Origin of the sequence: Mesorhizobium hunchu (assembly GCF_040081975.1) — a bacterium.
Lineage (GTDB): Bacteria > Pseudomonadota > Alphaproteobacteria > Rhizobiales > Rhizobiaceae > Mesorhizobium > Mesorhizobium hunchu.
This window is the reverse complement of sequence record NZ_JBEBMG010000003.1, coordinates 196,585-218,787: the sequence shown is the minus strand read 5'-3', so window position 1 is coordinate 218,787 and position 22,203 is coordinate 196,585. Positions and strand designations below refer to the sequence as shown.

27 protein-coding genes are annotated in these 22,203 nt (G+C 65.7%); 1 reads left to right on the top strand and 26 read right to left on the bottom strand.

All coding sequences use genetic code 11. The features are described from left to right. From fliQ to flgB, 26 genes are all read right to left on the bottom strand, one after another. Positions 1 to 267: a flagellar biosynthesis protein FliQ gene (fliQ, locus tag ABMA46_RS07850; RefSeq protein ID WP_348998765.1), complete on the bottom strand. Its 267-nt coding sequence runs from the start codon at positions 265 to 267 to the stop codon at positions 1 to 3. 142 nt (positions 268 to 409) lie between these two features. Next, entirely contained in the window at positions 410 to 820 is a 411-nt protein-coding gene (gene flgD, locus ABMA46_RS07845; protein WP_348998764.1) for a flagellar hook assembly protein FlgD, read from the bottom strand. Between the two features lies 1 nt (position 821). Further along, positions 822 to 1,262, bottom strand: coding sequence for a flagellar biosynthesis repressor FlbT (flbT, locus tag ABMA46_RS07840; RefSeq protein WP_348998763.1), 441 nt, complete (start codon positions 1,260 to 1,262; stop codon positions 822 to 824). Then, complete coding sequence (gene flaF, locus ABMA46_RS07835) at positions 1,259 to 1,606, bottom strand: flagellar biosynthesis regulator FlaF (protein WP_348998762.1); 348 nt, start codon at positions 1,604 to 1,606, stop codon at positions 1,259 to 1,261. Before flaF ends, flbT begins: the two co-directional genes overlap by 4 nt. Before the next feature lie 17 nt (positions 1,607 to 1,623). Further along, positions 1,624 to 2,676 (bottom strand): flagellar hook-associated family protein, encoded by a 1,053-nt coding sequence (locus ABMA46_RS07830; protein WP_348998761.1) that lies wholly within the window; start codon positions 2,674 to 2,676, stop codon positions 1,624 to 1,626. Positions 2,677 to 2,680: 4 nt separating this feature from the next. After that, positions 2,681 to 4,135, bottom strand: a complete 1,455-nt coding sequence (gene flgK / locus ABMA46_RS07825; RefSeq protein ID WP_348998760.1) for a flagellar hook-associated protein FlgK — start codon at positions 4,133 to 4,135, stop codon at positions 2,681 to 2,683. A 43-nt stretch (positions 4,136 to 4,178) separates the two neighbouring features. Continuing rightward, positions 4,179 to 5,429: a flagellar hook protein FlgE gene (locus tag ABMA46_RS07820; RefSeq protein ID WP_348998758.1), complete on the bottom strand. Its 1,251-nt coding sequence runs from the start codon at positions 5,427 to 5,429 to the stop codon at positions 4,179 to 4,181. A 97-nt stretch (positions 5,430 to 5,526) separates the two neighbouring features. Then, complete coding sequence (locus ABMA46_RS07815; RefSeq protein WP_348998757.1) at positions 5,527 to 6,195, bottom strand: response regulator transcription factor; 669 nt, start codon at positions 6,193 to 6,195, stop codon at positions 5,527 to 5,529. A 215-nt stretch (positions 6,196 to 6,410) separates the two neighbouring features. Then, positions 6,411 to 7,001, bottom strand: coding sequence for a lytic transglycosylase domain-containing protein (locus ABMA46_RS07810; RefSeq protein ID WP_348998756.1), 591 nt, complete (start codon positions 6,999 to 7,001; stop codon positions 6,411 to 6,413). After that, positions 6,931 to 8,298, bottom strand: a complete 1,368-nt coding sequence (gene fliK, locus ABMA46_RS07805) for a flagellar hook-length control protein FliK (RefSeq protein WP_348998755.1) — start codon at positions 8,296 to 8,298, stop codon at positions 6,931 to 6,933. Before fliK ends, ABMA46_RS07810 begins: the two co-directional genes overlap by 71 nt. Continuing rightward, the gene (locus ABMA46_RS07800) at positions 8,295 to 9,674 is read right to left on the bottom strand and encodes a chemotaxis protein MotC (RefSeq protein ID WP_348998754.1); all 1,380 of its coding nucleotides are present in this window, start codon (positions 9,672 to 9,674) and stop codon (positions 8,295 to 8,297) included. Before ABMA46_RS07800 ends, fliK begins: the two co-directional genes overlap by 4 nt. Further along, positions 9,671 to 10,987 carry a MotB family protein gene (locus ABMA46_RS07795; RefSeq protein ID WP_348998753.1) on the bottom strand — a complete coding sequence of 439 codons (1,317 nt, stop codon included), beginning with the start codon at positions 10,985 to 10,987 and terminating at the stop codon, positions 9,671 to 9,673. The genes ABMA46_RS07800 and ABMA46_RS07795 overlap by 4 nt, the downstream gene beginning before the upstream one ends. Continuing rightward, entirely contained in the window at positions 10,984 to 11,601 is a 618-nt protein-coding gene (locus ABMA46_RS07790; protein WP_348998752.1) for a hypothetical protein, read from the bottom strand. The genes ABMA46_RS07795 and ABMA46_RS07790 overlap by 4 nt, the downstream gene beginning before the upstream one ends. Continuing rightward, on the bottom strand, positions 11,601 to 13,229 hold the full coding sequence (gene fliF / locus ABMA46_RS07785; RefSeq protein ID WP_348998751.1) for a flagellar basal-body MS-ring/collar protein FliF: 1,629 nt from the start codon (positions 13,227 to 13,229) through the stop codon (positions 11,601 to 11,603). The genes ABMA46_RS07790 and fliF overlap by 1 nt, the downstream gene beginning before the upstream one ends. 126 nt (positions 13,230 to 13,355) lie before the next feature. Continuing rightward, positions 13,356 to 14,279, bottom strand: a complete 924-nt coding sequence (locus tag ABMA46_RS07780) for a flagellin N-terminal helical domain-containing protein (protein ID WP_348998750.1) — start codon at positions 14,277 to 14,279, stop codon at positions 13,356 to 13,358. Positions 14,280 to 14,470: 191 nt separating this feature from the next. Then, positions 14,471 to 15,394, bottom strand: a complete 924-nt coding sequence (locus tag ABMA46_RS07775; protein WP_484532544.1) for a flagellin N-terminal helical domain-containing protein — start codon at positions 15,392 to 15,394, stop codon at positions 14,471 to 14,473. Between the two features lie 224 nt (positions 15,395 to 15,618). Further along, positions 15,619 to 16,350, bottom strand: a complete 732-nt coding sequence (fliP, locus tag ABMA46_RS07770) for a flagellar type III secretion system pore protein FliP (protein ID WP_348998748.1) — start codon at positions 16,348 to 16,350, stop codon at positions 15,619 to 15,621. Further along, positions 16,347 to 16,844 carry a flagellar basal body-associated FliL family protein gene (locus ABMA46_RS07765; RefSeq protein WP_348998747.1) on the bottom strand — a complete coding sequence of 166 codons (498 nt, stop codon included), beginning with the start codon at positions 16,842 to 16,844 and terminating at the stop codon, positions 16,347 to 16,349. The genes fliP and ABMA46_RS07765 overlap by 4 nt, the downstream gene beginning before the upstream one ends. A gap of 9 nt (positions 16,845 to 16,853) precedes the next feature. Beyond that, the gene (gene flgH, locus ABMA46_RS07760) at positions 16,854 to 17,558 is read right to left on the bottom strand and encodes a flagellar basal body L-ring protein FlgH (RefSeq protein WP_348998746.1); all 705 of its coding nucleotides are present in this window, start codon (positions 17,556 to 17,558) and stop codon (positions 16,854 to 16,856) included. After that, positions 17,555 to 18,088, bottom strand: a complete 534-nt coding sequence (locus ABMA46_RS07755; RefSeq protein WP_425475713.1) for a MotE family protein — start codon at positions 18,086 to 18,088, stop codon at positions 17,555 to 17,557. Before ABMA46_RS07755 ends, flgH begins: the two co-directional genes overlap by 4 nt. 66 nt (positions 18,089 to 18,154) lie before the next feature. Further along, complete coding sequence (locus tag ABMA46_RS07750; RefSeq protein WP_348998744.1) at positions 18,155 to 19,396, bottom strand: flagellar basal body P-ring protein FlgI; 1,242 nt, start codon at positions 19,394 to 19,396, stop codon at positions 18,155 to 18,157. Further along, positions 19,393 to 19,863 (bottom strand): flagellar basal body P-ring formation chaperone FlgA, encoded by a 471-nt coding sequence (gene flgA / locus ABMA46_RS07745; RefSeq protein ID WP_348998743.1) that lies wholly within the window; start codon positions 19,861 to 19,863, stop codon positions 19,393 to 19,395. Before flgA ends, ABMA46_RS07750 begins: the two co-directional genes overlap by 4 nt. Positions 19,864 to 19,868: 5 nt before the next feature. Beyond that, a complete protein-coding gene (gene flgG, locus ABMA46_RS07740) occupies positions 19,869 to 20,657 on the bottom strand; it encodes a flagellar basal-body rod protein FlgG (protein ID WP_348998742.1) in 789 nt (262 codons plus the stop codon). A 10-nt stretch (positions 20,658 to 20,667) separates the two neighbouring features. Further along, positions 20,668 to 20,991 carry a flagellar hook-basal body complex protein FliE gene (gene fliE / locus ABMA46_RS07735; protein ID WP_484532543.1) on the bottom strand — a complete coding sequence of 108 codons (324 nt, stop codon included), beginning with the start codon at positions 20,989 to 20,991 and terminating at the stop codon, positions 20,668 to 20,670. Next, a complete protein-coding gene (flgC, locus tag ABMA46_RS07730) occupies positions 20,991 to 21,407 on the bottom strand; it encodes a flagellar basal body rod protein FlgC (RefSeq protein ID WP_348998740.1) in 417 nt (138 codons plus the stop codon). Before flgC ends, fliE begins: the two co-directional genes overlap by 1 nt. 6 nt (positions 21,408 to 21,413) lie before the next feature. After that, entirely contained in the window at positions 21,414 to 21,794 is a 381-nt protein-coding gene (flgB, locus tag ABMA46_RS07725; RefSeq protein ID WP_348998739.1) for a flagellar basal body rod protein FlgB, read from the bottom strand. 115 nt (positions 21,795 to 21,909) lie between these two features. Between flgB and ABMA46_RS07720 the strand changes: the two genes are divergently transcribed. Beyond that, complete coding sequence (locus ABMA46_RS07720; protein ID WP_348998738.1) at positions 21,910 to 22,203, top strand: type II toxin-antitoxin system RelE/ParE family toxin; 294 nt, start codon at positions 21,910 to 21,912, stop codon at positions 22,201 to 22,203.

Below are 22,203 nucleotides of genomic sequence, written 5' to 3'. Positions count from 1 at the left end.
TCAGAAGCCGTTCTGGATGCGCTCGAAGATGACGTTGGTGAAGGCCGAGATCTGGCCGCCGATGAACGGGCCGGTCAGAGCCACCACCAGCATGATGGCGACGATCTTGGGCACGAAGGTGAGGGTGATTTCTTGGATCTGGGTCAGCGCCTGGATAAGCGCGATGCCGACGCCGACCACCATCGCCACCAGCACCACGGGCGCCGATGCGGTGAGCACGGTCCAGACCGCGTACTGGACGAGATCGAGGGCGTCCGCTTCGTTCATGACGGTGTCCTGCCGGCCGCCGTTCAGCCGGCGCCCATTCTAGAGCATTTCCGGCGAAAACAGCCTCGCCTTCAATGCTCTATCTCCTTGTTTTGTCGCAATTCCGGACGCAAAACCGCTGCACACTTTTGCTGGAATTGCCCTAGCTCGCCGCCGGCCCCACCGTCACGCCCGGTCCGACCGCCATTTCGGTGCCGTCGTCCAGCACCGCGATCAGGCCCGTCGAGGACAGGCGCACTTCCGACACCGTGCCGGTGGTGGCGCCGTCGGCGGAGGTGATCGAATGGCCGATGAGGGCATCGGCCTGCGACAGCGCTGACGATTGCAGGATCGAGTCCAGCTTGGTGTTCATCTGCACCGATTGCTCGACCTGGGAGAAGGTGGCGAGCTGCGCGACATATTGCGTGGAATCCATCGGCTGGGTCGGATCCTGGTTCTTCATCTGGGCGATGAGCAGTTTCAGGAACGACTGGTAGTCCACCGCGGTTTTCGATGTCTGGGTCGATGCCTGGTTGGCGCCGGCCGGTATGGTCGTGGTCATGTCGACATTCATGTCAGCGTCCTCCTGCCGCCGCCAGGCGGGGCGGCTCGATATTTGTCTCGCGCTCGGCGTCGAGCGCCAATTGCTCCAGCGGATAGAGCGAGCGGATCGCCTTCAGCGCCTCGTAGACATGGCCTTCGGAGACCAGCCGGTCGATGTGCTTGAGCGCGCCTCGGATATGCTCGTCGTCGAAGCTCGCCAGCATCAGCGGCAGCGACCGGCGGAACATGTCGCGCGCCCCGGCCGCGTCCTGCGGGTTCATCAGCATGACCTGGACGATGAAATAGAGCTGCCGCAGCGGCGTCGAAGCGTCCTCGGCCTGTAGTACGTGGCTCTCCAGCAGGAACTGCACGTCGTTGAGCAGTTCCAGCGACACCTTGCGGTCGACCCGCAGCACGGCGCCGTTGATGTAGATCTTCTCGTTCGGCTTGAGCGAAATCTTCAGCGTGTTCATTGGATGCCGTCCCGGATGATCTGCGAGACCTCGATCAGGCCCTCGAAATTATCGGTGCGGCCCTGGCGTATGTCCTCCGTCTCGCGCAGCAGCCACAGGCCGATGGAGATGAGGTTGGCGCGCAGTTCCTTGGGCAGCGCGTTGTCGCTGGAGCCGAGGTCCTCGACGAAGGTGGTCCACACCCGATTGGTGAAATGCAGGGCCTCGATCGCCTCCATCGAGTCGCTGCCGGCGGCGGCCGCGGCGGTCAGAAGGTCGATCGAGCGGCTCAGCAATTGCCGCTCGCGGTCCTTCGCGTCGGCAACGGAGTCGGTCTGGATGTCGGCGTAGGAGAATTGGTACATCACTGGTGATCCGTGCTTCAGGTCAGGAAGTTCAAGAGACTCAGTTGCTGGATGCGCGCCGTGAGGGCGAACGAGGTCTGGATATGCGACACCAGGTCGTTGACCCGGTTCGCCGCTTCATAGGGATCGACGCCTTCCAGATCGACGATGTGCTGGTTGAACAGGTCGACCTGCGTGTTCATGCGGTCGGTGGCGGAGGAGACGCGGTTTTCGATGATGCCGGTCTGCGACTGGACCTGGCCGAGGTCGCTCGACGCCTCGCCGACCCAGGAGAAGGCGCGCGAGGCGACCGTCTTCCTGGCGTCGGCGCTCAAGGTGGAAGAAGAAAACAGATCGGCCACGACGGCGGCCGCCATCGCCAGCTTGCGCACGCCGTCGTTGTTGGCGCTGACGGAGGTCTCGGTGGTCTCGTTGAGCGCGATGCGGCTGACGATCGGCTGATCGCTGGCGTTCGACCAGTTCGCCTGCCAGTCGCTGCCCATGAATTGCGGCATGACGTCGTTGGTCAGGAAGTCGTCCATGTCGTCGGCGGTGATGTTCGCCGCCGCCGGATCGTCCTGGGTGAAGCCGAAATGCGCGAGGAAGGCGGCGTCGAGCGCGCCCTTGGCCGGCGATCCGCCGGCGGCGAAATCGTTGATCGGCTTCACGTCCGTATTGGTGCCGGCGAAAAGGTATTCGCCGTTGACGGAGGTGTTGAGGATCGAGGTCATAGATTCCAGCGCGGCCTTGCCGCTGTCGCGCGTCACGTCGGACGTCATGTCGCCCGAGATCGCGCTCGGCAGCGCCGCCAGCAGGGTCTGCGCCGTGTCGGTCAACTGGCCGAGCGCATCCTGGGTCGAGGACAGCCGCGAAGAGATCAGCGCGTTGGAATCGACGATGCCCTTGAGACGGTCGAGGTCGCGCTGGAACGTGACCGACTGCGTCGTGCGCGCGCCGAGCGCCAGCCCGACATCGGCGACGCGGCCGGTGTCCATTTCCTTCTGTGCCTTGACCAGGTCGACCTGCATGCGGTTTTGCGAATACCGCATGGCGTTGGAGATGGCGGCGGAGGAGACGGATGTTGCCTTCATGATGCTATCCAACGGCCGCCATCAGGGAATCCAGCATCTGGTTCACACTGGTCAGGATGCGGGCCGAAGCCTGATAGGTGTGTTCGAGGTCGAGAAGCAGCGACATTTCGGTGTCGACATTGACGCCGGTGGCATTCGACAGCGCCTCGGCGGTGCGGTTGGCAAGCGCTTCCTTGGTGTCGGCGGCTGTCGATGCCTGCTGGCGCACGCCCTCGAACCAACCGATGGCGCTTGCCGCATAGCCGGTGACGCCGGTGCTGGCCGTGATGCCGGCCGCCGGGTCGAAGGCCGTCGGCTGGTCCAGCTTGTCGCCGTAGGAGATGAGGAGGTCGGCGTAGGACGCGCCGCCGTCGGTGTTGGCCACGTAAGCCGCGCCGTTGGCGCCGCCGTCGCGCAGCAGGGTCGGATCGCCGCCGGCAGCCGGATCGATGGCGGCGTTGATGCTGATCTGCCCCGCCAGCCCCTTCACCAGGGTGCCGGAGGCCGGAATGGACGGCGCGCCGGACCAGGTGAACAGGCCCGCAGCGTCGGGCTGCGAGGGCGAGGTCTCGGCGAAGGCGCCGATCAGCCCGCGCGCGATCTCGTCCAACTGGCTCTGCATGGTCGGGGCGACGCCGTCGCGCAATTGCAGGAGCCCTGCCAGCTTGCCGCTCGCCGTCGTGTCGCCACCGCTGCCGGCCGCCAGCGGCACATTGTCGATATAGACCGAATTGCCGGTCGTGCCCGCCGCATAGCTCGTGGTCGGCTTGAATGTCACCGAGCGTGGAATGGTCTCGAATAGGGTCGTGCCGTCGGCGGTGGTGATGACCATGTCGTTGTCGCCGCGCGTGAAGGTCGAAACCGGCACGTATTCGGAAATCTTCTTCAACAGCGCGTCGCGCTGGTCGAGCGCGTCGGAGACGTCGCTGCCCGAGCGGCTGCCGGCGATGACGGCGTTGTTGGCGTCCTTGAACTGCGACAGCAGCGAATTCAGGTCGCCGGCCGCCGTGGCGATCTGGCTGTCGGCCTGGGTGCGAAAATCCTGGAGCGCCTTGGTTCCGTCGTTGAGCGAACTCACCACCTGGCGCGCGGCGTCGATGACGCTGGCCGCCAGGTTCTGGTTCGACGGCGAGGTGGCGTAGAGCTGCAACGCCTGCTGGAGGTTGCCGATGGCCGTGGACGCCGACGAGGCGTTGTCGACGCCGTTCACGGCCAGTTCGAGCTGGTCCATGCCGCTATAGAGCGCGTCCTGGCCCGCCCAGGCCGACAACGCGGCAAGGTTCTGCTTGAACAGCAGTTCGTTGGCGGCGCGCTGGATGTCGACAGAGCGGGCGCCGGGCGCCGTCGAGACGACGTTGGCGATGCGCCGCGTGTAGTCGGGGTTGGAAGCGTCCGCGACGTTGCGGGAGACGACGGTGGTCTGGCGCGACGTTGTCAGCAGCGACGACTGAGCGATGCTCAATGCGGATGACAATGACATTGGTCTCTTTCACTCGCCGCGCCCCCGCCTCAGCGGGTGCTGATCATCTCTTCAGGTTGACTAGGACGTCCATCAGGTCGGAACCGGTCTGGAAGACTTTCGAGTTCGCGGTGTAACTGCGCTGGGCCGCGATCATGTTGGTCAGTTCCTCCGCTATATCCACGTCGGAATTCTCCAGCGCGCCGGAAATGACGGCGCCGAGCTTGCCTTCGTTGGCGAAGCCGATGGTGACCGCGCCGGATTCGGCGCTCTGCGCATAGACGTTGCCCGGTAGGGCCGTCATCTGGTCCGGGCTGGTGACGTCGGCGAGCGGTATCTTGTAAAGCGCCTTCGAACCGCCGTCCTGGTAACGGGCGTAGATCGTGCCGTCCTGGCTGATCTCGATCTTGTCGATGGTGCCGGGCGCGTTGCCGTTGACGGTCGGTTCCGTCGGCGTATAGGCGGCGCCGAGCTGGGTTAGGGTGGAGAGGTCCAGCGTGAAGGCCGAGCCGTTCGGGACGGTGAGCGACACGCTGTCGACCGCGCCGGTCAGTTGGCCGGTGGTGTTGTCGAAGGTGAGGCTGGCGGTGCCCAGGGGGCCGCCGCTGTAGGGGAAGGAGGTTCCCGGCGTCGCCTGCGACTGGTCGAACACCGAGACGTCCCAGGTGCCGGCGCCGGTGTTGGTGAAATAGACGTCGAGCAGCACCTTGTTGCCCAGATTGTCGTAGGCGACCATCGACGACTTGGCGGTATACTGCGCATTCGGATCGTTGCTCGACGGCAGCGGCGAGACGGGCGTGGCGCCTGCCGGCAGATTGGCGCTGAACGACCCCTCGGTGCTCGGCGTCGCCGACATGCCCTGATCCGAGATGGTCACCGGGACGAGGCCCTGGAAGCCGTTGAGGGTGGCCGAGGGCGTGCCGTTCTCGAAGCTGTAGGCCATCAACTGATAGCCGGCCGCGTTGACGAGATTTCCGTTCGCGTCGGGAACGAAGGCGCCGGCGCGGGTCAGATAGGGCGTGCCGCCGGCATCCTGCACGACGAAGAAACCGTTGCCGTTGACGGCGAGGTCGGAGACCGAAGTGGTGTATTGCAGGACGCCCTGCGAACTGATCGAGGAGCGCACCGTGGTGGTGACGCCGCCCGAATTGTAGGCGCCGCCTGTCGACGGCATGATCAGCGACGAAAATTCGGTCGACGAGCGCTTATAGCCCGTGGCGTCCGCGTTTGCGATGTTGTCGGCGACGGTCGACAGGCGGTTGGCTTGGGCGTTCATGCCCGAAACGCCGGTCCGCATCATTCCATACAAGCTCATCGGAGCGTCTCCTCAAGTCTCGTGCGAGAGGCCGTCAGGATAAACACCATGTCTTGCGCGAGGCTGGCGCTGGAATGCAGGGCGGCAGGTCGGCCCATCACGCAACGAGCCGGTAGCCGAGGAAGCGCTTGGAATCGATCGGGTCCTGGCCCAGCCGCTCGCGCAGCTTCTTGCGCAGCTTGGAGATGTGGCTCTCCACGACGTTCTCCTCGACCTCCTCGTCGAAGATTCCGTAGATGGCGTTGAACACCTGGGTCTTGGTGACGCGGCGGCCGCGGTTGGCGGCCAGGTATTCGAGGATGCGGCGCTCGCGACGCGGCAGCGGCAGCGGCTCGCCGTCGATCTCGGGATCGCGGCCGTCCGCGAAGATGCGCATGGCGCCGACTTCGGTGAAGGCAGCCTCCTCATGGGCGCGACGGCGGATAGCGCTGATGCGGGCGAGGATTTCCTTGATGTGGACGGGCTTGCGCACGACGTCGTCGACGCCGGCCTCGAACAGTTTCAACGTGTTTTCGAGAGAGTGCTGCTCGCTGAGGGCGATCACGGGAGCGCCGGTGCGGTCGCGGATCTGGCGGGGAGAGACGCTGCCTTCGCGACAGTCGCCGATCAGGAAGGCGCGCACGGACTTGAGGTCGTCCTCTGCCGCGCTGGAAACCCATTCCTCGAATTCGCAGGGCGCGAAGCCGGCGCTCGCCACCCCTTCGCGCCCCAGCATCGAGCTGTACCCTTCGGTCACCAGCTCACGCTCGTCAACGATCACGATCATCGGCCCGCCCTCCGAATCAACTTTTATGCCCCGTTGCAACAATGGGTAATCGCAGCGGGGAATCGTGACCAACCGTCAAATCTTGCGGATAGTTTCTTGGGAGTCGGGAATCGCTCCGGTTGTATTTGTCCGATAATTTTCGGCGGCGCCGGCGGCTTCCCTCCCGCCCACGCGGGGACGCCGGGATCAAGGTCGGCAGAGGAGGGATATGCAACCTATGGCTGACAGAAGGTGCGGGCGTTTGGCGTCCATTTGCCGAAACCGACAGCCACCATATTGGCGATGACCCGGCAGACATAGACCTTCTGCGCCGGATCGTTGTCGGGACCTGCGTGGTAGCGGGCGACGGCCATCGACCAGGTCTGGTGCCTGGCATGCAGGCTGGCCAGAAAGCGCGCCGCATAGTCGACGTTGCGGCGTGGATCGAGCATCTCGGCGACGCTGCCGAACGCTGCGCCGTGATAGCGATGGTTGATCTGCATGCAGCCGAGATCGATCAGCGTCTTGCCCTGCCGGCGCGCCGTTTCGAAGTCCGCGAGGGCTTCCGCCCGCGAGTGTGGGAACACCGCTTTCCCTTCTATATTCAATGCGTTGGGTTGAAGGCTGCCCTTGTTCCCAGTTTCGGTGAGGCCAACGGCATAAAGGATGCCGGGCGGGATGCCGTAGCGGCCCGCGGCGCGCAGGATCTCCGCCTCGCACGGATTCGCAGGCGCACCGGCGGCGGCGCAGGCAAGGCTAGATGAAAACAGAGCTGCCAGAGCGCCCGCGATGTACAGGCTTCGCCTGATCGAGCGTTTGTCCGTCATGGCCGCCATTGCCTCCTGATTGCCGGCCGCCGGAATTGCTGCCTCCGCCTCCCGACATGCCCTGCTGGAACTGCGCCCCGTCGCGCCCCGGCATGACGGAAGCCTGGTTGCCCGCGTCGATCCGGGCGGCCGCGGTCAATGCCAGCGACGGTTGCATGACGGTGACCGTGCCGACGTCGAGCCCCAGCTTCTTCAGCGAACTGGCGATGGCGTCGCTCTCTTTGGAGAGGTGGCGATAGGCTTCGGCCGTGTCGGGCTTCAGCTCAACCGATAGTTGGTCTCCGGACAGTTTCAGGCTCGCCATCACTGTTCCCAGCTCGGCGGGATGCAACTCGATGCGCAGGGTGTGTGCCGGAACGGCAACAGTCGGGTGCTGCTGCGCAAGCGCTGCGGGGGTCGCAGCCTGGCTTCGCGCGGCGGCGAGCACCTCGGCCAGGTTCGCGACGGTCGAACCGATGGACGGCGCTGCCGGCGCGGGGAAGGATCGTTCCGAAACGACGTGGACCACGTTCGCCTGCTGTCCGGTGTCCTTGCCTGCGTGCGGCGCATCCCTGCCGTCTGCGTCGCCACGGTCCGGCCGGCCGGCCATGCCCCGCAACGCATGAGAAGGTTTCGGTAGCCTTGCCGTTGCCTCGGCATGATCCGGCACGTCATCCGGCATGGACGTGGCGTCGTTCCGGTCCATCCCGCCCATGGCGGCGGGCATGGGCGAGGCGGCGGAGCGCGCTGCCGTCGCCCTGCCGTCAATGGCGGACGGCATGGAAGGCGCTTCCCGTGCTTTCGACAGATCGCCTGCTGTGGCTGCTTCTTCCGCATCGGCAGATGTCACGGCCCCGGTGGCTTTGCCGAAGCGGTCCGTGCGCCCTCGTTCGGCGGACCGGCTGCCTGTCCCCTGGTCGCCCGCCTGCGCCGAAGGCTGGTCATGGCGCACGGCATAGCCGATCGTGGCTATGACCGATGCCTGATCGGGCAGGCGCTTCTGATCCTTCCCGTCACCGTCCTTGCCTTCGTCGTCCGTCGAAGCCGGCTCCGATTTATCGCCGGTCACAGCCTGGCGGCCCGATTGCGGATGGAAAGCGCCGAAGGGCGAAAGACCGGCCGTCTTCCGGCTTTCTTGCCCATCCCCGGAGACGGCGGAATCGGTCTCGGCGTCGTCGTTCCGCTGCGCCGGCCGCTGATCGGCCCCTTGCAGCAGATCGCTGAAACCGCTGCCTGACCCTTTTGCGGCTGCGCCGCCTTTCGGGGGGCCAGCAGGGGAAGCGACTTGCGGATATCCCTGGCCGATGGGCACGGTCATTGCGGCGAGGCTCCCAACAACTGATCGATCTGGTCCAGTTTGCGTTTCGTGTCGCTGATGACGGCGTCGGCCGCTGCGACGGCCGGGCCTTCGTGCTGGGTTGCGGCCATCGCGACCGGTGGCGTTTTCGTTGCGGCCGGAGGAACGGCTGTCGCTTCGGGCAACGGGGCAGGGGCCGCGCCGGCAGGCCGTTCCGACTCGATGCCTTCTACCGGCGGCAGGCCGGCGGCGTCAGCCGGGTCGGCGAGGCCGTCTGCCGGCGAAGCGGCGATTGCCGGCGCCGCCGCAGGCTCGGCGCGCGCTTCGGTCATGGGTTTTTGCAAATCCGTATCCCGTGCCTTGGCCGGCGCGGTCATCTCCCGGGTGATCGCCTCGGCCGCATCCAGAAGTGACCGATCCGCATCGGACAGACGGCCGCGGTCGATCTTTCCGAGCGTCGCGCGCAAATCGTCGACCTTTGCCGAGGTCATGTTCGACAGGCTTGCATAAAGAAGTGCGCGCGGGTCGTCCTGGCTGCCGTTGCCGCCCTTGTCCTGTTCCGCTTTCGCCGACGCGAAGGCGGACAGGCCCGCCAGACCGTCGATCGCCGCGCGGCGGGCGATGCGCAGATAGATAACCTTCTCGCGCTCGGAATCCATCATGCCGGTGATGTCGGCGATCTTGTCCAGGCTGAGCGACATGTTGAGCGCGATCACGCCAGAGACGAAGGAATCGGCGAACTGGCTGGCGTAGGGCGAATGCAGGAAGCGCGCGGTGTATTGCGTCGAGGCGAGCGCGAAGCGCGCCGCGTCGCCGGTCTCGACCGCAATGCCGACCGAGCGGCGCAAGGCCGCTTCCTCGACCAGCGTTCCGGGGCTGAGCAGGCGCGCCTGGTCGAGCAGCGCGAGTGCCTTGACCGGCTCCTCCGAGGCAAGCAGGGAGCCTTTCACCAGCGCGACGAAGGCGCCCAGATCGGCGGGCAGCGTCATCGGATCGATCGGGTCGAACGCCTTGATCGCCGCCGCGGGCTGGCCGCCGAGATAGGCGATCACGCCCTCGGCGACGGCCTTGTCGGTCGCGTCCATCTCGATGCGGCCGACGGCCGCCTTGATCGTGGCGGGATTGCCGCCGCTCATGCCGTAGACCAGAAGGGCGCGCAGATTCCTGGGCTCCCTAAAATCCTCCGCGCCGGCGTTCTTGAAACGTGTATCGGTCAGTTCCAGCAGCTTGACCTGCATCGGCATGGCGGCATGGTCGCCGGCGGCGAGGCGGTCCTGCACGAGCTGGAGGGAGCGCACCATCTGGTAGGGCTGCAGGCCCTCCTGCGCGCGCGCAGCACCGGCGAGAGCGCCGGCGGCGATCAGCAGGCAGGCGGCGTGCAGCCCGGCGCGTCTCATCCGTCCGTCTCCAGCAGGATCTCGATGCGCCGGTTGACGGCGGCAAAGGGGTCGGCCTCGTCCTTGGGCCGGCGGTCTGCGAAGCCGGCGACCTCGGTGATACGCCGCTCGTTCACGCCGCCGCGCACCAGCATGTAGTAGGCCGATTGAGCGCGGGCGCTGGACAGGCGCCAGTTGTCGTAGGCGCCGGAGCGGAAAGGCCGCGCGTCGGTGTAGCCCTGGACGACGACATTGCCTTTGCGGCCGTTGACGATGCGGCCGATCTTCTCCATCGCCAGCACCAGTTCGCGGCTGGGTACGGCCGAGCCGATCTCGAACATGCCGAAGTCGAGCTGGTCGGTGACAGAGATGACGACGCCCTTGTCGGTGGCGACGGCCGAGATGCCGGCGCCGATCTTTTGCGACTTGAAGGCCTGCGCGAGTTCCCTGCCGACTTCGGCGGCTGCTTTCTCGGTGGCCGCGCTGGGCTTTTTCTCCTGCGGCGTCGCTGCGGCCTCCTCCTTGTCCGTTTCGGCGGCGGCCTTCTGCGCACTGCCTGGGGAGGCGGCGGAGGCCGCTTCAGGCTGCGACCCTGCGTCGACCGGCGGAGAGGATGGCTCGACCTTCGGCGGTGGGGTCAGCTTGACTTTCGGCGCCTGCGTCTCGGCGAGCTTGTCGCCCGGGCCGGCAGGATCCCCCTCGACCTTCGGACGCTGGGCGCTCGCTTCGGCGAGGGGCGTGGGAGCCTGCTGTGACCAGAAATCGGGCGAGAACGGGTCGCGGTAGGACTGACCGCCCGACGCTCCGGTCGCGGGGCCGGCGTCCTGCATGCCGCCGTCGCCCTTGGCGGAGACGTTCTGCATGGTGCCGGTGTCGGCCGCGATCTCGGACAACACGGCATAGGGGTCGGCGAACAGTTTCTCGTCCTTGCTCTCGGTCGGTTCGGCGGAGCTTTCCCTGTCGGCCTTCTCGGCCTTGTCATCGGTGGTGCCGGGATTGCCGGCGCCGCTCTGGCCGGCCTTCTTGGCGTGCTCCTGCGGGTCCTGTCCCGTCAGGCCGACGGCGGACGGGCCATCGCCGAGATCTTCCAGTCCCTTGCGGCTGGCGTTGCGGTCGATCAGCTTCACCGGATTGAAGTAGGAGGCGACGGCCGCCTTGGTCTGCTCGTTGGCCGCGTTGATCAGCCACATGACGAGGAAGAAGCACATCAGCGCTGTCATGAAGTCGGCGAAGGCGATCTTCCAAGCGCCGCCGTGATGGCCGTCGTCGTGATCGTCGTGGTTGCGACGGACGATGATGATTTCCTTGTGTTCGGAACCGTCCGCCACGCTCATGCCAGGATCTCCGACAGGGCGTGGGACCACTCGGATATCCTCGTCTCAAGCACGGTGTCGTCGACCGTTACGGTCAGATCGAAGCCGGAAGCTTCGCTAAAATCTAGGTTGCTGGCGCGCTCTCCCATGGCTTCGCGCAGCGCTTCGAAAAGCAGGGCGGGGCCGCTCACCCTGATCCGCATGGTCTCATCGTCGCCGAGCGTTTCGCCGATGACGCGCGCCAGGGACTCGAGCGAGCGCCTTTGCAGGTCGTCGGCCATCACCGACCCCAGAATGCGCGCTACCTGGCTGCCGATCATCTCGCCCAGGCGGCTTTCGAGCGCCTGCATGTGATCGGCGACGGTGGCGCCGATGTCCTTGCCGAGGCTCGCCATGAAGGTCTCGGCTTCCTCGGCATTCGCCTTGCGCTCGGCCTCGAGTTCTTCCCTGTGGGTTGCGGCCAGCCGCATCTCGATCTCGGCCGTGGCCTCGGCCACCCGTTCCGCCAGCAGCGCTTCGGTATCGACGGCCGCGACCGGAGCGACTGCCGGTTGCGAGACCGGACCAGGCGCCTGCGGCCGCGGCGGCCGCGAGCCGAAGTCGGTCAGCAGGTCGAACAGGGCATTGGCAGGCATCAGGCGGCTTCCTGGGCAGCCGCCCATTTGCGCAGGATCTGCGCGGTCCGCTCTTCATTGAGATCGACCATGCGGGCAAGGCGTTCCTGCGGCGCGGGCCGCAGCTTCTGGCGCAGGTCGTCGAGTGGGGTCTGGCGTGGGTTGGGCAGGGCGCCGGCGGGCGCATCCGCGGCCACATCGGGATTGGGCAGGGAACGCTGAACGTCCTCGAAACTGGGGCTGGGCAGGGTTTCGGGCCTGGCCGTCAGCGCGGAGGCCATCGGCCTCAGGCCGAAGAAGGCGACCAGGAAGACCACCACGATGAAGGCGCCAGCGTTGATCATGGTGCCGGTATAGTGGCCGACCGATTCCATGAAGCTCGGACCCGTCGCCGGCTGGCCGTCCAGACCGTCGAGGAATTCGACCGCCGACACGTCGATGACGTCGCCGCGCTTTTCGTCGAGCCCCGTGGCGGACGAGACCATCTTCTGGATATCGGCGACGCGCTGGGCGATCTGGTCTGCGGTCGCATCCTTGCCGAGGATATCCCTGAGCCGCTGCTGGTTGACGACGACGGCGATCGACATCTTGGTCAGCGAATAGCCGTTGGAGACCGTGGCGATCTTCTTGGAATTGATCTCGTAATTGGTGATCTCCTCCTTGCGGTCGTTCTGCGAGCTCGACTGCGGACCTTCGGTCGAGGCCGTCTGCGCCTCGGGCAGATTCTGCTCCACGCTGGTCGGCGTCGAGGCCTGCTTCTGGTTGCTTTCCTCGTTCGACTTGACCGTCTGGACGGAGCGCTCGACGCGCGAGTTGGGATCGAAGATGGTTTCTTCGGTCTGGCGGGAATCGGTGTTGACGTCCGCCTTGACGGAGGCGCGGAAATTGTCCGGCCCGAGATAGGGCGCCAGCGCCCGGCGGATGTTCTCCTCGATCTGCGTCTCCACCGTCTGCTCGATGCCGAGCGTGCGGGCGGCGCTGGTGTTGGACGGGTCGTCGCCGGTGGCGAGCAGGTTGCCGCTGGAATCCAGCACCGTCACCTCGTCGGCGGTGAGCGAGGGAACGGCTGCGGCGACGAGATGGCGGATCGACATCGCGGTCTTTTCGGCATCGAGGCCGGAATAGCGGATGACCACGGAGGCGGACGGCTTCTGCTCGTCGCGGCGGAAGTTGGCGCGCTCCGACATGACGATATGGACGCGCGCCGCCTTGACGCCGGAGATCGACTGGATGGTCCTGGCGATCTCGCCTTCGAGAGCGCGGACGCGGGTGATCTGCTGCATGAAGGAGGTCAGGCCGAGCGAGCCGACATTGTCGAACAGCTCGTAGCCGGCATTGGTGGAGGTGGGCAGACCCTTTTCGGCAAGCAGCATGCGCGCCTGCGCGGTGCTGCCGGCCGCGACCAGCACGCTGGTGCCGTCGGTGCCGACGTCGAAGGAAATGCCGGCTTCGCCAAGCACCATGCCGATCTGGTTCACGTCGGAACGGTCGAGGCCGACATAGAGGGTCTCGTAGGCCGGGCGGTTGAGATACACGGACGCCACGCCGATGACCGCCAGGACCAGCACGGTGATGCCGGCCATGATGGCCAGGCGCTTCGCTCCGAAAGCCTGGAGATTGGCGATGATGGTCTTCAACTGTTCCGGCACGGCTTCACGGCTCCCGCATGGCTGCCCATGGCGAGCCTAGAGCGCGAAGCTTGTGCGAAAATGAAATGGCCGCCCGACATGGTTATCCATGAGGGCGGCCATTCGCGTGCGTGGATTGGGAAAGCGTCAGCCCTTGAAGAGCGACAGGATCGACTGCGAGGTGGAATTGGCGATCGACAGCGACTGGATGCCGAGCTGCTGCTGCACCTGAAGGGCCTGCAGCTTGGTCGATTCCTGGTTCATGTCGGCGTCGACGAGCTGGCCGACGCCGCGGTCGATGGAGTCCATCAGCTTGGAGACGAAATCCTTCTGCATGTCGACGCGGGACTTCGCGGCGCCGAGCTCGGAGGCCGCCGCCGTCATGTTGCCCAGCACCTTCTCGATGTCGGTCAGGAGATTGTCGAACTTTTCGTCGTCCGTCGTGCCGGTCACGCCCGTCAGGTCCGAGACGTCGAGGTTCAGCGCGGACTTGCCCGAGGTCGTGCCCGCCGAGTCGAGGATGCCTGCGTCGGCGGCATTGGAATCGATCAGCCGTATATTCGCGTAATCGATGTCGATCGATCCGGTCACGACCGCGCCGGTCGAGTCACGGTTATAGGAAGAGATGATATGCAGCGTGGTATCGGTGGAAGTCGAATCCGTCTGCAGGAGGTTCGCGCCCGCGTAGGACGCACCGCCGATGTTGTCGGTGAGCTGCGCCTGCAGGGAGGCGATCTCGCTCTGGATCTTGGCGCGATCCTCGCCGCTCGAAGTCTTGGCCAGGAGGATCTTGGACTTGATGTCGTCGATGACGTCGATGGCGCTGTTCATGGCGGTGTAGGCGGTGTCGACCTTGCCTGCGCCCAGCCCCAGTGCATCCTGGACGACCGAGTTGGCCTTGTTGTCCGAGCGCATTGTGGTCGCGATCGACCAGTAGGCGGCGTTGTCGCTCGCATCGGCGACACGATAGCCGGTCGAAATGCGGTTCTGCGTTTCCTCGAGCTGCTTGTTGGTCGCATTGAGACTCTGCAACGCCGTCATCGCAGAGACATTCGTCATGATGCTTGCCACGGACCCACCCTTTCCTCAGACAATCCGCAATCCGCCACGCGGGCGCAGACGATTGGTTAACCATAGTTAGCTCGCTATGGTTAACAGCGGATTAAGGGGATGGGCGTGGAAAAGCCACAAAAGAAAAAGGCCGCGCCCTGTTGGGCGCGGCCTTTCCGTGACTATCCGCCGGCCTGGCCGGCGCCGGTCGCTTAGCGGAACAGCGACAGGATCTGCTGCGAGCTCGAATTGGCGATCGACAGCGACTGGATGCCGAGCTGCTGCTGCACCTGGAGAGCCTGCAGGCGGGTCGATTCCTCGTTCATATCGGCATCGACGAGTTGGCCGACGCCACGGTCGATCGAGTCGGACAGCTTGGAAACGAAGTCCTTCTGCATGTCGACGCGGGCCTTGGCGGCGCCGAGCGAGGCAGCGCCGGTCGCCATGTCGCTGAGGCCGGCTTCGATGCCGGTCAGCATGTCGTCGAAGTCGGTCGAGTCGAGCGTGGCGCCGGTGACGTCGAGCGTCAGGATCGAGGCGGTGGCGGCGCCCGCACCCGTCGTCGTGAATTCCTTGTCGAGCATACCGGCCTTGGACGTGCTGGAGTCGATCAGGCGGGTGTCACCGTAGTCGACGTCGATGGTGCCGGTCGTGACTGCACCCGTCGAGTCACGGTTGTAGGAGGTCATGACCGTCAGCTTGGTGTCGGTCGTGGAGGTCGAGTCGGTCTTCAGCAGGTTCGAACCGGCGTAGTTGGCGCCGCCGATGTTGTCGGTGAGCTGCGCCTGCAGCGAAGTGATTTCCGTCTGGATCTTGGCGCGGTCGTCGGCGCTGGAGGTCTTGGCCAGAAGCACCTTTTCCTTGATCTGGTCGACGACGTCGATCGAGGAGTTCATGGCGGTGTAGGCGGTGTCGATCTTGCCGGCGCCGAGGCCGAGAGCGTCCTGCAGGACGGAGTTGGCCTTGTTGTCGGAACGCATGGTGGTGGCGATCGACCAGTAGGCGGCGTTGTCGGACGCGCTCGAGACGCGGTAGCCGGTCGAAATGCGCGACTGGGTGGTCTCGAGGGCCTTGTTGGTGGCGTTCAGGCTCTGCAGGGCGGTGAGCGCAGAGGTATTGGTCATGATGGATGACATGGGTACACGTACCTTTTACACGGAAAACTGACTGCATACCGGCCCGACCGGTATGACGGTGCGGCATCATGCCAATGATCGCTGAAGAGGATCACCCGCCATCTGTGAACGCATAATGGCGGCAAGTTCCTACCAAACGGATAAAGCCGAAGGTTAACGGGAATCTTTTGCCGGATTTTTCGGCAGGCGGCGAACCACAGTTCGCGCCAGGCGATGCGCGCTGTTCAGTGGAAGGAGCGCACCAGGGAGCCGACCAGCAGGTTCCAGCCGTCGATCAGCACGAAGAACAGGATCTTGAAGGGCAGCGACACCACCGTCGGCGGCAGCATCATCATGCCCATCGCCATGGTGATGGTGGCGACGATCAGGTCGATGACAAGGAAGGGCAGGACGATCAGGAAGCCGATCTCGAAGCCGCGCCTGATCTCGGAGATCATGAAGGCGGGGACGAGGATGCGCAAATCCACAGTGTCGCGCGCCACCTGCTGGCCGCGCTCGCGGGCGAGGTCGGCGAACAGGTCGAAATCCTTGTCGCGCACATTGCGCAGCATGAAGGTGCGGAAGGGGTCGGAAATCTTCTCCAGCGCCTCGGTCTGGCTGATCTCATTGTTCATCAACGGCCGCACGCCGCCGGACCACGCCTGGTCGAAGGTCGGCGACATGACGTAGAACGTCATGAACAGCGACAGCGAGATCAGGATCAGGTTGGCCGGAGTCGATTGCAGGCCCATGCCGGCGCGCAGGATCGAGAAGGCGATGACGAAGCGGGTGAAGCTCGTCACCATGATGAGCAGGCCCGGCGCGACCGAAAGCACGCTGAGCAGGCCGAACATCTGGATGATGTAGGCGACGGTGGTGCCGTTGGCCTGGGCGATGCCGCCGAGGTCGATCTGCTGGGCGGACGCGGCCGTGATGCCGGCCAGCAGGACGGCGGCGGCGATCAGAAAGCGTTTCATTCGAACAGCAGCGTCCTGATCAGGACGTCCTTGGCATGGCCGCCGCTGCGGATCGCCGCTCGCTCCTGCATGTCGGCCTTGAGATGCAGATAGCCGCTGGCGCCCTCCACCTGGTGCATCTTCACGGTGCGCAGGTAGGCAAGCAGGTCCTGCTGGATGGCTTCCTGCACCTGGACGGGCTGTGGCGTGTCGAACATGACGGCGAGATCCGTGCGCACCCATACGTCGGCGGGCGCGGCCAGATTGGTGGTGATCGGCGCGAGGTTGACCAGCACCGGCGCGCCCGGCGCCGGCTTTTCCTCGTGCGGCGCTTCCGCCTTTTTCTCGTGATCGACCTTGGGCGGCGGCGCGGGCAATTCGGACTTCTTGAGATAGGAGCCCGAAAGCCAGCCGACGCCCAGCGCCGCCGCCGTCATCGCGACCAGCATGACGAGCTGGATGACGAGGGACGGCCCCTTGGGGGCGGCGGGCTGTTCTGCTTCGGTGAGCGCCATCCCGGTCTCCTAGAAGGGCAGGACCTGGTCCAGCACCTGCTGGCCATAGGCCGGCTGCTGGACCTCGGAGACGCGGCCGCGGCCGCCGTAGGAAATGCGGGCCTCGGCGATGCGGTCGTAGGCGATGGTGTTTTCCGCACCGATGTCGGCGGGGCGAACGATGCCGGCGATGGTCAGTACCCGAAGCTCGTAGTTTACCCGTACTTCCTGCGAGCCCCTGATCATCAGATTGCCGTTCGGCAACACCCCCGTGACGACGGCGGCGACGTTGAGCTCGATGCTCTCGGAGCGCTCGATCGCACCGTCGGCGTTCGTCTCGGTCTTGGAGTTGAGCGACCCGGACCCTTTGCCGCCGGCGCTGTAATCGTTCCAGCCGAGGTCTGCGTCGAAGCCGAGCGTGCGGCTGGAGGTGCGGCTGCGGTCGTTCTCGTTCTTGAACTTGGCGCGGTCGTTGATCTTGATCTTGACGGTGAGGATGTCGCCCGTCTGCAAGGCGCGCGGATCGGTGAACAGCCGGCTCTGGCGGTCGTTCCACAGCGAAAACCGCTTCACCGGCGCGGCCGGCGGCTCGGGATAGCTGGCGGCGGAGACGCTGCCGGTGGTGATGCCGGAGCCGACCGGCGACAGCGCCGGCTCCTTGTTGACCTCGCGCAGGTCCGAGGCGCAGCCGGAAAGGGCCGCGGCGGCCAGGATCAACCAGACTCCACGCATCATGACGGGTCCACCCTGCGGGCCGCGCTCGCCATGATGCCGGTCAGCGTGGCGGCGGCCTTCGTGTCCATTTCGTTGAGGATGACGCCGGCCTTGCGCGGCTCCAGCTTCATGAGGATGGCGGCGGCGAGCTCGGCATTGACGGCGGCCAGCCGCTCGGCGGCGGCGTCGGGCTTCATGTCGGCGTAGATCTTGACGACGCCTTCCTGGGCGCGGGCAAGGAAGACCTCGCGCCGTTTCAGCCAGGATTCGTATTCGGAGCGCTTGTCCTCCAGCGCCTTGATGCGCTTGTCGACCTCGTCCTGAAGCTGTTTCAGCTCGGCGGCCTGGAGCGCATAGCGCCGGTCGCGCGCCGCGTCGGCGATGTTGGAGCAGAAACGCTCGACGTCGCTTTCCTGCACCTGCGGTCCGGGCGCGTCGGCGGGCGAGGTTTCCCGCGCGAGCTGCTGCGGTTGCGCCGCGTCCTGGCCGCCGGGCAGGACCTGGCGCACAGGCTCGGTGGCGAAAGCGGGAAGCGTGGTCACGGCCATCATGGAAATGCCGATCAGGCAGACGGCTCGGACGGAGGAGAGGAGGCGGTTTTCCTTCATGACGGCGGCCTATTGCAGCACCAGGTCGGCCTGGAGCGCGCCGGCCGACTTGATGCCTTGCAGGATTGCGATGATGCCGTCCGGCTTGACGCCGAGCCGGTTCAGTCCCGCCACCAGCGTCTGCAGGTCGGGTCCGTCCAGCACGGCGACCTTCGCGTCCGGCTGGGTTGCTTCGATGGCGGTGTTGGGCTCGACCGCCGTTTCGCCGCGCGAGAACGGCTCCGGCTGGACCACCGTCGGCGCCTCGGTGATGCGCACCGTCAGCGTGCCGTGGCTGATGGCGACGCGCGAGATCTTCACCTCGTTGCCGATGACGATGGTGCCGGTGCGCGAATCGACGACGACGCGCGCAGGCGTGTCGGATTCGACGACGAGGTTCTCCAGTTCGGCATAGAAGCGCGCCGCCGATATTTTTCGCGGCTTCCTGATCGAGACCGTGCGGGCGTCGTTCTCGGCGGCGAGGCGGGCGCCGAAGCGGCGGCTGGTGTAGTCGTTGATGGCGTCGGCGATGCGCACGGCGGTGGAGAAATCGGGGTTGCGCAGTTGCAGGGTCAGGATCGCCTGGTCGCCGAATTCGGCCTCGACGGCGCGTTCCACCAGGCCGCCGTTTGGGATGCGGCCGGCCGTCGGCACGCCTTGCGTAAGCTGCTCGGCCTGACCCTGCGCTGTGAAGCCGGAGACGATGAGCGATCCCTGGCCGACCGCATAGATCTCGCCGTCGGCCGCCTTCAGCGGCGTCATCACAAGCGTGCCGCCCTGGAGGGAAGTGGCGTCGCCCATCGAAGAGACGTTGATATCGATGCGCGCGCCCGACTGCACAAAGGGCGGCATGTTGGCGGTGACGATGACGGCCGCGACATTCTTGGCGCGCGCCTGCCCGCCTTCGGTGGCGATGCCGAGGTTCTGCAGCATGGCGCGGATCGACTGCTCGGTGAAGGGCGAGTTGCGCAGCGAATCGCCGGTTCCTTGCAGGCCGATCACCAGGCCGTAGCCGACGAGCTGGTTGTCGCGGGCGCTCTGAAGCTGGGCGATATCCTTGATGCGGGCGGCGACCTGGCCGGGCGGCAGCGAGCTAGGGCCTGCGGACACCTGGAACATGCGCGCCGTGGTCGCGGCGTCGTAGCTCGGGTCGTCGAACACGCCGCCGTTCTTCGCGGCGATCGCCCGCTTCTGCTTTGCGGTGAGGCCGTCCGCAAGCGCCGGCTGCGCCGCCAGCGCGGTCGCCGCCAGAAGACAGAAAAACCGCCTCATGACGCGCCGACCCTGACCGTGCCGTCCGCCATCACTGTGCCGGAGAAGACCTTGCCGCTATCGGGATTGCGGACCTTCACCATGTCGCCCGCGGAGCCCGGCTCCAGCGTGACCGCGGTGGCGGAGATCGTCAGGGCGCCTGCGATGAAATAGACCTGCACGGGCGCGCCGCGCTCGACCAGCCAGGCGTCGCGGATCGCGGTGGCGGGAATATAGCGGCCCGGCAGCAGCGTGCGCTTGGCGATCTTGCCGTCGAGTTCGCTTTCCGTGGTCGCCACGGCGTCCGGCTTGTGGCGGCCGGGCAGCAGCGTCACTTCCTTGAGCGAGGTGAGAGCGATGGTCTCGCCCGGATAGATGACGCGGTTGGGGATCAGCACGACCTCGTTCGCCGCGGCCTCGTTCGCCGCGGCGCAGAGCGCCAGCGCGAGCACGGCCTGCGAGGCGAAGCGGAGGATGCGCGCGGCCATCGTCGTCACCCGATGTTCTTGGAGACGACCGAAGCCATGTCGTCGGCGGCCTGGATGACCTTGGAGTTCATCTCGTAGGCGCGCTGCGCCGAGATCAGCTCGGTGATTTCCTTGACCGGATCGACGTTGGAATTCTCCAGATAGCCCTGCTCGATGGTGGCGTAGCCCGGATCGCCCGGAATGCCGACATTGGCGGGGCCGGAGGCGGTGGTTTCCTGGAAGAGGTTGTCGCCCAGCGGCGCCAGCCCCGCCTCGTTGGCAAAGGTGGCGAGCGTGAGCTGGCCGATATCCTGGAGATCGGTCTGGCCGTCGATGCGGGCGAAGACCTGGCCGGTCTTGTTGACGATGACCTCGACGGCATCGGCCGGCACGGTGATCGCCGGGATGACGGTGGCGCCGTCCACGGTCACCAGCTGGCCGGTCGCGTTGGTGTTGAAGGCGCCGGCGCGGCTGTAGAGCGTGCCGCCGTCGGCGCCTTCGATCTGGAACCAGCCCTTGCCGGTCAGCGCCAGATCGAAGGCGTTGCCGGTCTGGGTCAGGTCGCCCTGGGTGTGGACGTTGCGCACGGCGCTGGTCTTGACGCCGAGGCCGATGGAAACGCCCTCGGGCACAACCGAACCGTTCGCCCGGTTCGGCACGCCCTGGGTGCGGTCCACCTGGTAGAGCAGGTCGGAGAATTCGGCGCGGGCGCGCTTGTAGCCGGTGGTGTTGATGTTGGCGATGTTGTTGGCGATGACCTCGAGATTGGTCTGCTGGGCGTTCATGCCGGTCGCTGCGATGGCGAGTGCTTTCACGGGGCTGTCCTCATATGCTCATGCGGCTGACGTCGAGATAGGCGCTGACGATCTTGTCGCGGATGGCGACGGCGGTCTGGAGCGCCTGCTGGGCGCTCATCACCGCGTCGACGACCTGGCGCGTGTCGGCATTGCCCTTCAGCGCGTCGATCGACATCTGTTCCGCGTGCTGGAGGGTATCGACCGTATGGGTGGCCGCCCGGCCCAGAGCCTGGGCGAAGGTACCCGAACCGCCGGTCGCGGGCGACGAGGCAGCGCCGCCTGGCAGCAGGCTGCCGTTCGGGTCGTCGAGGCCCGCCGGCCGCAGAGGGATGGCGCCGATTCCGCCGATCATCACTGGTTCCTCATCAGGTCGATGGTCATGGAGATCAGGTCGCGCGCCTGCTTGATGACCTGGAGATTGGCTTCGTACGAGCGGTTCGCCTCGGTCATGTCGGCCATTTCCACCAGGACGTTGACGTTCGGCATCTTGACGTAGCCATTCTTGTCGGCCGCCTCGTTGCCCGGCTGGAACTCGACGGGGAAGTCGGAGGGGTCGCGGTCGATCGAATTGATCTCGACGAGGTTGGCGCCGGAGGGGCGGTCGAGCTCCGAGGCGAAGGAGATCGTCTTGCGGCGATAGGGGTCGGCGCCGGGCGTTGTGCCGGTCGATTGCGCGTTGGCGAGGTTTTCCGAAACCACGCGCAGCCGCTCCGACTGGGCGCCGAGGCCGGAAGCGGCAACCTTGAGGGCGGCTGTCAGTGCGTCCATCGTCCGTCAGCCCTTCGTCGCCATCGTCATCATCGTATGGAACGCCTTGACGATGGCGGTGTTGAGCTCGAAGGAGCGGCGGACCTCGCCGGCCTTCATCAGTTCGTTCTCCAGCACCACCGTGTTCTTGGAGGGCATGGGCGGGCCGTCATAGTCGATCGGCTTGACGGCGAAGCCGCCATTGGCGCCGGCGCTACCCAGATGACCGGCCTGCGTAGAGGCAAGCGTCACCGCTGTGCGGTCAAGCACCTTCTCGAACGGCTCGACGTCGTTCGCCAGATAGCCGGGCGTGTTGGCGTTGGCGATATTGCCGGCCACCGCCGTCTGGCGGACGGCCAGCCACTCAGCCTGTTTGGAGGCGAGATCGAAAAGATTGACGGGCTCCATGGGGAACTCTCCGGGCAAGCTGCCCCAAAGTAGGGTCCCAGTCTTGCGCGGGCCTTGCGCGGGCGGGTTGCGACGTCATTGACGAACTGTAATTTATAAATTACATTTATTTGCGATGGAGCTGAAGCAGACCGACCTGTTCCGCCGATGGGAACGGAAGCTGAAGGATCAAAAAGCAAAGGCGATGATTGCCGCTCGCCTGTTTCGGCTCGCAAACGGTCTGGCGGGCGATGCTTCACCTGTCGGCGCCGGGGTGAGTGAGTTGCGCATCCATTACGGACCTGGATATCGCATCTACTTCCAACAGCGTGGTGATACGATCATCGTTCTGCTTTGTGGTGGAGACAAAGGCAGCCAGGTACGGGATATTGCTGCTGCAAAGCGCCTCGCGGAAGAATGGGCTGAATAA

Coding starts and splice junctions, on each gene's coding strand:
- ABMA46_RS07815 (WP_348998757.1), bottom strand. CDS start 6,195: ATGATCGTGATCGTTGACGAGCGTGAGCTGGTGACCGAAGGGTACAGC.
- ABMA46_RS07795 (WP_348998753.1), bottom strand. CDS start 10,987: ATGAGCGTGGCGGACGGTTCCGAACACAAGGAAATCATCATCGTCCGT.
- ABMA46_RS07755 (WP_425475713.1), bottom strand. CDS start 18,088: ATGATGGCCGTGACCACGCTTCCCGCTTTCGCCACCGAGCCTGTGCGC.
- flgK (WP_348998760.1), bottom strand. CDS start 4,135: ATGTCATTGTCATCCGCATTGAGCATCGCTCAGTCGTCGCTGCTGACA.
- ABMA46_RS07720 (WP_348998738.1), top strand. CDS start 21,910: ATGGAGCTGAAGCAGACCGACCTGTTCCGCCGATGGGAACGGAAGCTG.
- flgC (WP_348998740.1), bottom strand. CDS start 21,407: ATGGACGCACTGACAGCCGCCCTCAAGGTTGCCGCTTCCGGCCTCGGC.
- ABMA46_RS07765 (WP_348998747.1), bottom strand. CDS start 16,844: ATGGCGCTCACCGAAGCAGAACAGCCCGCCGCCCCCAAGGGGCCGTCC.
- fliK (WP_348998755.1), bottom strand. CDS start 8,298: ATGACCGTGCCCATCGGCCAGGGATATCCGCAAGTCGCTTCCCCTGCT.
- flbT (WP_348998763.1), bottom strand. CDS start 1,262: ATGAACACGCTGAAGATTTCGCTCAAGCCGAACGAGAAGATCTACATC.
- flgD (WP_348998764.1), bottom strand. CDS start 820: ATGAATGTCGACATGACCACGACCATACCGGCCGGCGCCAACCAGGCA.
- ABMA46_RS07790 (WP_348998752.1), bottom strand. CDS start 11,601: ATGCCTGCCAATGCCCTGTTCGACCTGCTGACCGACTTCGGCTCGCGG.
- flgA (WP_348998743.1), bottom strand. CDS start 19,863: ATGGCCGCGCGCATCCTCCGCTTCGCCTCGCAGGCCGTGCTCGCGCTG.
- ABMA46_RS07810 (WP_348998756.1), bottom strand. CDS start 7,001: ATGACGGACAAACGCTCGATCAGGCGAAGCCTGTACATCGCGGGCGCT.
- ABMA46_RS07820 (WP_348998758.1), bottom strand. CDS start 5,429: ATGAGCTTGTATGGAATGATGCGGACCGGCGTTTCGGGCATGAACGCC.
- fliQ (WP_348998765.1), bottom strand. CDS start 267: ATGAACGAAGCGGACGCCCTCGATCTCGTCCAGTACGCGGTCTGGACC.
- fliE (WP_484532543.1), bottom strand. CDS start 20,991: ATGATCGGCGGAATCGGCGCCATCCCTCTGCGGCCGGCGGGCCTCGAC.
- ABMA46_RS07800 (WP_348998754.1), bottom strand. CDS start 9,674: ATGAGACGCGCCGGGCTGCACGCCGCCTGCCTGCTGATCGCCGCCGGC.
- ABMA46_RS07830 (WP_348998761.1), bottom strand. CDS start 2,676: ATGAAGGCAACATCCGTCTCCTCCGCCGCCATCTCCAACGCCATGCGG.
- flaF (WP_348998762.1), bottom strand. CDS start 1,606: ATGTACCAATTCTCCTACGCCGACATCCAGACCGACTCCGTTGCCGAC.
- flgB (WP_348998739.1), bottom strand. CDS start 21,794: ATGGAGCCCGTCAATCTTTTCGATCTCGCCTCCAAACAGGCTGAGTGG.
- ABMA46_RS07750 (WP_348998744.1), bottom strand. CDS start 19,396: ATGAGGCGGTTTTTCTGTCTTCTGGCGGCGACCGCGCTGGCGGCGCAG.
- fliP (WP_348998748.1), bottom strand. CDS start 16,350: ATGAAACGCTTTCTGATCGCCGCCGCCGTCCTGCTGGCCGGCATCACG.
- flgH (WP_348998746.1), bottom strand. CDS start 17,558: ATGATGCGTGGAGTCTGGTTGATCCTGGCCGCCGCGGCCCTTTCCGGC.
- ABMA46_RS07775 (WP_484532544.1), bottom strand. CDS start 15,394: ATGTCATCCATCATGACCAATACCTCTGCGCTCACCGCCCTGCAGAGC.